This window comes from Candidatus Thioglobus sp. (assembly GCF_028599055.1).
GTDB lineage: Bacteria > Pseudomonadota > Gammaproteobacteria > PS1 > Pseudothioglobaceae > Thioglobus_A.
In genome coordinates, this window is sequence record NZ_JAQRMS010000023.1 from 1 (window position 1) to 3,977 (window position 3,977).

Annotated in this window: 3 protein-coding genes and 1 pseudogene; 1 reads left to right on the forward strand and 3 read right to left on the reverse strand. The window is 39.3% G+C overall.

Annotation, left to right across the window (positions count from 1 at the left end):
• Nucleotides 1-59: 59 nt before the first annotated feature.
• Genes clpA through lptG form a run of 3 tightly spaced genes read right to left on the reverse strand, consistent with a single transcriptional unit; the run spans nucleotide 60 to nucleotide 3,677 of the window.
• Nucleotides 60-2,279 (reverse strand): ATP-dependent Clp protease ATP-binding subunit ClpA, encoded by a 2,220-nt coding sequence (gene clpA / locus PSN35_RS02790; RefSeq protein WP_300029121.1) that lies wholly within the window; start codon nucleotides 2,277-2,279, stop codon nucleotides 60-62.
• A gap of 14 nt (nucleotides 2,280-2,293) precedes the next feature.
• Nucleotides 2,294-2,593, reverse strand: coding sequence for an ATP-dependent Clp protease adapter ClpS (gene clpS / locus PSN35_RS02795; RefSeq protein WP_300029124.1), 300 nt, complete (start codon nucleotides 2,591-2,593; stop codon nucleotides 2,294-2,296).
• A gap of 1 nt (nucleotide 2,594) precedes the next feature.
• A complete protein-coding gene (gene lptG, locus PSN35_RS02800; RefSeq protein WP_300029127.1) occupies nucleotides 2,595-3,677 on the reverse strand; it encodes an LPS export ABC transporter permease LptG in 1,083 nt (360 codons plus the stop codon).
• A gap of 43 nt (nucleotides 3,678-3,720) precedes the next feature.
• Between lptG and PSN35_RS02805 the strand changes: the two are divergent.
• Nucleotides 3,721-3,977: pseudogene (locus PSN35_RS02805) on the forward strand (GMP synthase (glutamine-hydrolyzing)); the annotation flags it as partial.

Sequence of the window (3,977 nt, forward strand, 5' to 3'; positions counted from 1 at the left end):
GTTAATGTTTGTATACCTTCGGCTTGATAACCGTCATCATTACTTATTAAGATTTTCATTTAAGAAATGTTAAGTATGACTGCATCTTTCTTAATACCAACTTTAACCGTGCCGCCATCAATTAATTTTCCGAATAACAATTCATCAGCCAACGGCTTTCGAATTTCTTTTTCAATCAGTCGTGACATTGGTCGTGCGCCCATTTGCTCGTCGTAACCATGATCAGCAAACCACTTTCTAGCAGCATCAGAAATGATGAGTGACACTTTTTTGTCTTCCAGCGTGGATTCCAATTCAAACAAGAATTTGTTAACCACATAAACAATCGTATCTTTATTAAGCGAATTAAAATAAATCACTTCAGACAAACGATTTCTAAATTCTGGGGTGAAGGTTTTTTTCAATTCGCCCGCATAATCCAGCGAATGATCTTGATCATTAAAACCAATAGAGGCTCGCTGTACACTTTGAGCGCCAACATTTGACGTCATGACTAAAATCACATTTCTAAAATCAATTTCTCGACCGTTGGCATCTGTCATTTTACCGTTATCCATCACCTGCAAGAGAATGTTGAATAAATCAGGATGGGCTTTTTCCACCTCATCCAATAACAATACCGCATAAGGATTGGCATTAACCGCCTCAGTTAACAGTCCACCTTCTTCATAGCCTACATAGCCCGGCGGCGAGCCAATCAGTTTAGAGATTGAATGACGCTCCATATATTCACTCATATCAAATCGTAATAACTTAACACCCATAATGCGTGCCAACTGTTTACAAATTTCTGTTTTACCAACACCAGTTGGGCCGGCAAACAAAAATGAGCCCATGGTTTTGTCATCTTGTGACAAGCCTGAACGTGCAAGTTTAATAGCTGTTGACAAGCTCTCTACCGCATTATCTTGGCCAAATACACCCAACTTTAACTCAGCTTCTAAATTCTTAAGCAGTGATTTATCATCACTGGTTACTTGACGAGATGGGATGCGAGCAAGTTTGGCAACAATATTTTCAATATCGCCAACACCAATATTAACTTTGCGTTTTGATTTTGGCTGAATTTGCTGCAAAGCGCCCACTTCATCAATCACATCAATGGCCTTATCGGGCAGACGTCGATCATTCATATGACGGTGTGACAATTCAACTGCTGACTCTAACGCTGCAGCTGAGTACTTAACCTTGTGATGGTCTTGATAATATTTTTTCAACCCATGCAAAATCTTAACCGTATCGGCAACTGACGGCTCTTCAATATCAATTTTTTGAAAACGACGTGTCAGCGCATGATCTTTTTCAAACACCTTGCGAAACTCCTCAACCGTGGTTGAACCCATGCAACGCAATGAGCCATCTGCCAAGGCGGGCTTGAGCAAGTTAGAAGCATCGAGTGATCCACCCGAAACACTGCCTGCACCAATCATGGTGTGTATCTCATCAATAAACAAAATACCATGTGGAATTTTCTTAAGATCGGTTAACACGGCTTTTAAGCGTTTTTCAAAATCACCGCGATATTTTGTGCCAGCAATAAGCACGCCAATATCGAGTGAATAAACACTCGCCTGCTTTAAAACTTCTGGCACTTTGCCATCCACAATTTTCTTGGCAATACCCTCGGCAATCGCTGTTTTACCTACGCCTGCTTGGCCGACGAACAGTGGGTTGTTTTTACGGCGACGAGATAACACTTGTACGGTGCGCAATACCTCTTCCTTGCGTCCTAACAAAGGGTCGATTTTTCCTGATTTGGCCTTCTCGCACAAATTAACGGTATATTTTTCCAAAGAGGTCTGTTTTGATTTACCTGGCTCAGATTCAATCCGCTCTACCTCTTCAAGACTCTCAGGCTCTTGATTAGCAATACCCTCCATCACCTCTAGACGAGAAATATTATTAAGCTTGAGCAAATAAACCGCGTGCGATTCTTTTTCAGACAAAATACTAACCAATACATTCATGGCATAAACCGTGTTTTTTTGCGCTGATTGCGCTTGATAAACACTGCGCTGCAAGACGCGCTGAAAGCCAACTGTCGGCACAATATCCAATTCAGAATCTTGGGCAATTAATGGTGTATGAGAATCAATATATTCTTCTAGCTCTTCACGAATTTCATCAATATTGACGCGCTTATTGCGCATAAAAGTAACCACTTCATCAATATTCAATAAAGCCAATAATAGATGCTCAACAGTAACAAATTCCAGGCGATTGTTGCGCGCCTGAGTCATGATAAAGTTAATCTCTTGTTGTAATCCTGATTCAATCATAGTTTCATTATAAGTTAATCGCTAAGTTCACGCAAAACACACATCAGCGGTTGTTCGTTATTTCTGGCAAATTCTGTCACCTGAGTTACCTTGGTTTGAGCAATATCATGAGAATACGAGCCGCACACTCCTTCACCGTCCATATGGATTTTAAGCATAATGGCGTTCGCTGCCTCTTCAGTTTTTGAGAAAAATCGCTTCAATACTTCCACCACAAACTCCATCGTCGTATAGTCATCATTCAATAGCAACACTTGGAATTTTTTAGGTTTTTTTAGTTTTGGCTTGGCGACCTGGGTTTTTACCTCTTCCATATTATCGAGCTGAAATGCGCTTTAAATTAATCAGTGCAAAGGCAAAAACAATTAGAGTGGGAGTAAAAGCCACCAAAAAATGATTTAAATTATATAACAATGAAAATTGAGCGCCAATATTGGCCGCCAATTGGAAAAACAAGCTAATCACAACGCCTAAGAAAATTTTCTTTCCCAGGGAGGCGTCTCGCAATGATCCAAATACAAAAGGGATCGAAAGGACAATCATTGCAACCAAGGTTACTGGTTTCGCCAGCCTATTATACAATTCCACCTCATAGCTATCCGCAGAAAGCTGGTTACTTGCTAAGTAGCTAATCTGCTTAAACAATTGCCAAGTAGACAACTCTTTTGGCTCTTTTTTTAATGATTTAAGAAATTCTTGATCAAATGCCACTTGGGTTGATAATTGAGGCAACTCTTGTTTATCAACAATGGAAAATTGACCACTCTGATCAATTTGATATGATTTAGAGGCGCGCATATCGACTACTTTACCATCGAAACTCGCTTGCTGGCTGTGCGTCACAGAGTCTAGATTTTTTGAAGATTTTAACTTTATCAATGTCACATCTTTAAACTGATTACCATTAATATTTTTATCAACATGGATAATATGTTGGCCATCTTTTATCCAAAAGCCTTGTTGATTAACATCAACAATTTTTTGACCCATAGCCTCGGCTCGATATTTTTTAGCGTAATTTGAAGCAATAGGCGCTAAAAATTCCCCAATAAGAATCATGACCAATGCAAAAACTAGGCTAATTTTAAGGGCGGACTTAGTCATATCAATAATTGACAACCCAGTACTGCGCATTACCACCAGTTCACTATTCGCCGCCAGACTACCCAAACTTAAAATAACACCCAATAAAATAATTAATGAAAATAGCAAATAAGCAATAGATGGCAAGGTTAAGCCAATATAGATTAGTGCATCAATTAGCGTATAACCAGCACGACCAATATCATCTACCTCTTCTAAAAATTTAAAAAAAGCAAACACGCCAACCAATATCGACATCACAGACAAAGAATACTTAAACAACGTTTTAGCAATGTAGCGGTCTAAAATTTTCATTAAAATACGTAGCTTATAAATCGATTAAATTAATGGCACTATTATGACAAATATTCACAGCGATAAAATCCTTATTCTTGATTTTGGCTCTCAATATACCCAGTTGATTGCGCGTCGCGTGCGTGAGATTGGCGTGTACTGTGAATTATTTCCTTACGATGTAGATATAGACTTTATTAAAAATTTCAACCCAAAAGGCATTATCCTCTCGGGCGGACCAGATACAGTCACAACGGATGACTCAGCCAGAGCGCCGAAAATTGTATTCGACTTAGGAGTGCCAATACTCGGCATTTGCTA

What these genes read in the sequence shown, in the direction of transcription:
- clpA (WP_300029121.1), bottom strand. Translation starts at nt 2,279, where the DNA reads ATGATTGAATCAGGATTACAACAAGAGATTAACTTTATCATGACTCAG.
- clpS (WP_300029124.1), bottom strand. Translation starts at nt 2,593, where the DNA reads ATGGAAGAGGTAAAAACCCAGGTCGCCAAGCCAAAACTAAAAAAACCT.
- lptG (WP_300029127.1), bottom strand. Translation starts at nt 3,677, where the DNA reads ATGAAAATTTTAGACCGCTACATTGCTAAAACGTTGTTTAAGTATTCT.